A 4478-nucleotide genomic window follows, 5' to 3' on the forward strand; every position below is an offset into this window, starting at 1 on the left:
CGGGACGGCTATGTTTAGGGCGATTCGAACCGCCGGGCGGCCGCCCGGCGGTCACCTGACCAGGTAAATCACCACCGCGACCGTTACGATACTGCAGACGGTGGAAAGGAACACGGCGTTGGCCGCGAAATCCTCCCTGCTGCCGAACTCCATCGCGATCAGCACGGTGTTGATCGCGGTGGGATAGCTGGTGGACACGATCAGGATGGGGGCGATCCTCGGGTCTATGTCCAGCAGGAGCACGAGTCCGTAGCCGATCAGGGGGGAAACCACCAGGCGGCATACCAGGGACGCCAGGCTGGCCTGCCACGCCTGCGTAATGCGGGTCCTGGCCAACTGCATGCCCAGGGTGACCAGGGCCATGGGAACGAGCGCCTCGGCGAGGTACTCGATGGGTAGCCAGACAAATCCGGGGAGTTGCAGGCCGAAGTTGCGGATGGCGAACGCCAGGACCAGCGCGTAGACGAAGGGCATCTTGAAGGATTGCAGGAATGCCCTCCGGGCTGAAATGCGGCCAACCGAGACGAAGAACAGGCCCAGGGTAAACACGAGAAAGTTCTGCACAGCCAGGACGATCGACTGGACGGCTAGGCCAAGCGTGGGAAAGGCCAGTTCGCTGGCCGGAAAGCCGTAATTTCCGCTGTTGTAGTACATGACCGACAGGCTGAATGCCTGCTTCATTTCCTTCCGGTACCGCATGATCAGGGAACCGGCCAGGCTCAGTACATAGAGCGCGACCAGCATGAGGAGACAGAACACGCTGGTGTCCCAGACGAAATCGGCGGAGAGTTCGGACTGGGTAAGGGACACGACGAGGGTCGCGGGCATGACCAGGTACAGCAGGACCCGCGTCAGGGGCTGCAGATCGAAGTGCCATTTCTTTTGAAACAGGTAGCCGAGGGAGATAAGGACGAAAATCGGGGCGATGATGTCGAGCAGGATGTTCAGGAATGGCATCGGATCGTCGAGGAAGGGGCCGGGAAGGTTTGCCTTCGAATGCCGGTACTGGCGCTATCCTGCGAAGGGGTCGAAACGTCCGTCCGCCGCCGTCCAGCCACCGTCCACGAACATGACCGAACCGGTGGTATAGGAGCTGGCGTCCGAAGCCAGGTAAAGTACGGCCCCCGCGATTTCTTCGGGTTTGGCCCAGCGCCGGAGCATGGTCTTGTCGGCGTAGGCGGCGTGCCAGTCCGGATGCTGTTTGATCTGGGCCGTCAGCGGCGTGTCGACTACGCCGGGCGCGATGGCGTTGGCACGTATCCCCTTGTCGGCGAGTTCGGCCGCCAATGCGCGTATCATGAGGATCACGCCGGACTTGGTCGCTGCGTAGACTCCCTGGCCGGGCTCCACCACCTGGGATCGAATACTCGAGAACACGATGATGCTGCCCCCGTTGTTTTCGGTCATGGTCCGGGCGACTTCGCGTACCAGGCGGAAGGTCCCCTTCAGGTTGAGGTCGACGACCCGGTCATATTCCTCGTCTGTGTACTCGAGGAGTGGTTTGCGTATGTTCACGCTGGGTGTGCTGACGAGCGCGTCAGGGGGAGGAACCCGGTCGAGGATCTGCCGGATCTGGCCTGTATCGCGCATATCGACCCGTGCCGGTTCGGCGGAGCCATCGTTCGCACGTATCTCGTTGGAGACGGTTTCCGCCGCCGCCTGCTGAACATCCGCGCACACCACGTGGGCGCCGAACTGGGCCAGGCACATGGCCGAGCACCGGCCGATTCCGCTGCCCGCGCCGACGACCAGCGCGTTACGGCCCGTCATATCGAAGAGGTTTCTGTAGTCGACCATGTGATGTTCCGGGTGCCCGGGGGTTACTTGCCGCAAACATACGGGCCGGACGTTCGTCCGATTTAAGGTGCGTCGATCCGGCCCAATATCTTAGATTACATGGCCGCCACTGTCAAGATGTTCGGACTCGACCGAACTCATGGTGCCAGACTGCGAGTCGCGTTCCAAATTAGCGTAACAGCAAAGGCGCAAGAAACGTCCCCGGGAAGAAATACATGACCGGTAAAACCCTCATCGTCACGAATCCCAATTCGGGCAGCGGCCGCGGCACGAAATACGCCGAGCGGGCGCGGCGACTGCTGAAAGCAAACCAATTGCCCGTCGAGGTCCGGCACACCTCGGCCCGGGGCGATGCGGAGGCCTTCGCATCGGAAGCGGTAAGTGGAGGGTATACCTGCGTCGCCGCCTGCGGGGGCGACGGAACCGTACACGAAGTGGTGAACGCGCTGGCGGGAACGGAAGCCGCCCTCGGCATTCTTCCATGCGGCCGCGGAAACGATTTCGCCCGGGCAATAGGCATACCGGCTGAATCTGAAAAGGCAGCGTTCATCCTTCTGAGCGGCTATACCAGAAAACTCGACCTGGGCAAAGTGAACGGCCGGTACTTCGCGACCGTCGTGACGCTGGGATTCGATTCGGAGGTGGCCAGGCTGGTCTACGACGGCGCGGTACCCTTTAAGGGCATGGCGGCCTATTTATGGGGCGTAGCCCGGATGTTGCGCACCTATCGGGGTCTTGGACTGCGGATGACAGGAGATTTCGGGACCATCAACCAGACGGTGCTGCTCGCGGCGACCGGGAACACCTCCGCGTACGGCGGCGGGATCAAGATCGCGCCGAACGCCGACCCGGCGGACGGAGCGCTCGACATCTGCCTCGTTCGCATGATGAGCGCGGGCCGTATCCTTCGCGTGTTCCCAAGGGTGTACTGGGGCGGTCACCTGAATCATCCCGGCGTTTTTTCCTACAGAACGGGCAACCTGAAACTTGAAACGGAACAGCCGGTGGTTCTGTTCGCCGACGGCGAACCCGTGGGCGAAACGCCGGCGGAGATCACCGCGGTGCCCGGCGCGCTGCGGGTCGCGGTTCCGAACCACGAGGCCTGAACGGCGTACTCCCCTCTTCACTATTCTTTGCTTTTATAAAGCCGGGAATACATGAGCGCGCCCACCGTACCATCGGGATACCGGGTATATCCCTTGAGGTTCGACTTGCGGAGCTGCATCGTCAGGGGGTGGAAAACGAAGGCGGCGGCATAGTCCCCCACGAGGATCTCTTCCGCCTGACGGTAGAGACCCGTTCTTCTGCCCGGGTCCAATTCGGCGCCGGCTCGTTCCACCAGCGCGTCGAATTCCGCATTCGCCCAGTCGTGGCGGCCCGCGCCTTTCGGCTGGGAGTGCCAGGTCATGTCCAGCATGTTGCGGGGATCCACGTAGTCTGCGACGAACCGCAGAAATCCGAAATCCATCTCCCAGTTATACAGCTTGCTCATATAGGCCGTCCGGTCCAGCGTACGCACGGTCACGTTGACGCCCAGGTGCTCCAGCAACATGCTCTGAATGGCCTCACCGGCCATTTTCATGGAAGGCGTTGGTGCGCGAATCCACATTTCCTGCCGGGGAAATCCCCGTCCGTTCGGATACCCGGCCTCCCGCATCAACGCCTTCGCCCGGCCAGGATCGAAGGCCTGGTACGGCTTCATGGCCTCCCCATTGTACTCCTTGAAGTCCGGGGGCATCATGGAATAGGCCGGCGCCGCCGCGCCTCTGAGGACCACCCGGCAAATGGCGTCCCGGTCCAGCGCCCGGGCGAAAGCCTCCCGCACGCGGATATCGTTGAACGGCGGCTCCGCTACCTTGAAGAACAGGTACCAGGTCGTTCTTCCCGGGGTCTTCACGAGTTCGCGGCTGAGTACGGGATGGCGTTCTATGCGGTCCATGTCGTTGATATCGACCGTTTCCACGTCTACCTCGTTATTCTCGTAGGCCAGGACGGTCTGGGCTGCCGCGTATCGGAAAGGATGGATGACTTTCTCCAGCAGCGGCTTGTGGGGGCCGTTGTACATGGGATCGGGGACGAAAGTCATATGACTTCCCGTCGCCCATTCGGCCATCCTGAAACCGGAGTTGGACACGATATTTTCGACTTCGGTCCATTTACGGCCGTGTTTTTCCACGGCCCAGCGCGGAGTCGGGTAGGCCAGGCCGAAGGAAACGACATGGGGGAAATGAGGCGCTCCACGCTCCATGAGAACCTGTAACGTGAGATCGTCCACGGCCCGGACGCCCAGTTGCTGCAGGTCGGTGATTTCTCCCAGGCTGATGGCCTTCGCGTTCCAGATGTCATAGTAGAAGAAGGCGTAGGGATTGGCGTTGGCGGGATCGAGCATGCGCCTGAAGGCGTACACGAAGTCGTGGGCCGTGACCGGCCTGCCGTCGCTCCACCGGGCGCCGGGGCGCAGATGAAACGTCCATTCGGTGGCGTCGTCCGAGACGTCGTAACGGGTGGCCGCGGCCGGTACGGGCTGCCACATTTCGTCCCTGATGAGCAGGGTCTCGAAAGGCAGCAGCGTAGACTCGCCGTCGTAGAGATTGATCTGGATGTCGAGGCTGCGCGGTTCCGGACTCATGACGCGGAACACCTGCTGGTCCGGTGGCGCCGGCCGATGCGGCGCCACCGGA

Annotated in this window: 4 protein-coding genes; 1 reads left to right on the top strand and 3 read right to left on the bottom strand. The window is 62.0% G+C overall.

Going from position 1 to position 4478, the window contains the following annotated elements; translation table 11 throughout:
* Positions 1–51: 51 nt before the first annotated feature.
* Both OXG98_03495 and OXG98_03500 read right to left on the bottom strand, forming a co-directional pair.
* A complete protein-coding gene (locus OXG98_03495) occupies positions 52–957 on the bottom strand; it encodes an AEC family transporter (protein ID MCY3771072.1) in 906 nt (301 codons plus the stop codon).
* A gap of 54 nt (positions 958–1011) precedes the next feature.
* A complete protein-coding gene (locus OXG98_03500; protein MCY3771073.1) occupies positions 1012–1797 on the bottom strand; it encodes an SDR family NAD(P)-dependent oxidoreductase in 786 nt (261 codons plus the stop codon).
* A gap of 215 nt (positions 1798–2012) precedes the next feature.
* Here OXG98_03500 and OXG98_03505 point away from each other — a divergent pair, with 215 nt between their 5' ends.
* Positions 2013–2903, top strand: coding sequence for a diacylglycerol kinase family lipid kinase (locus OXG98_03505; GenBank protein MCY3771074.1), 891 nt, complete (start codon positions 2013–2015; stop codon positions 2901–2903).
* A 20-nt stretch (positions 2904–2923) separates the two neighbouring features.
* Here the strand turns inward: OXG98_03505 and OXG98_03510 are convergent.
* The coding region (locus tag OXG98_03510; GenBank protein ID MCY3771075.1) for a peptide ABC transporter substrate-binding protein at positions 2924–4478 on the bottom strand (1555 nt) is incomplete at its 5' end.

The sequence above is a fragment of the Gemmatimonadota bacterium genome (genome assembly GCA_026706345.1).
Taxonomy (GTDB): Bacteria; JAAXHH01; JAAXHH01; order JAAXHH01; family JAAXHH01; genus JAAXHH01.

What these genes read in the sequence shown, in the direction of transcription:
- OXG98_03505 (MCY3771074.1), top strand. Translation starts at nt 2,013, where the DNA reads ATGACCGGTAAAACCCTCATCGTCACGAATCCCAATTCGGGCAGCGGC.
- OXG98_03495 (MCY3771072.1), bottom strand. Translation starts at nt 957, where the DNA reads ATGCCATTCCTGAACATCCTGCTCGACATCATCGCCCCGATTTTCGTC.
- OXG98_03500 (MCY3771073.1), bottom strand. Translation starts at nt 1,797, where the DNA reads ATGGTCGACTACAGAAACCTCTTCGATATGACGGGCCGTAACGCGCTG.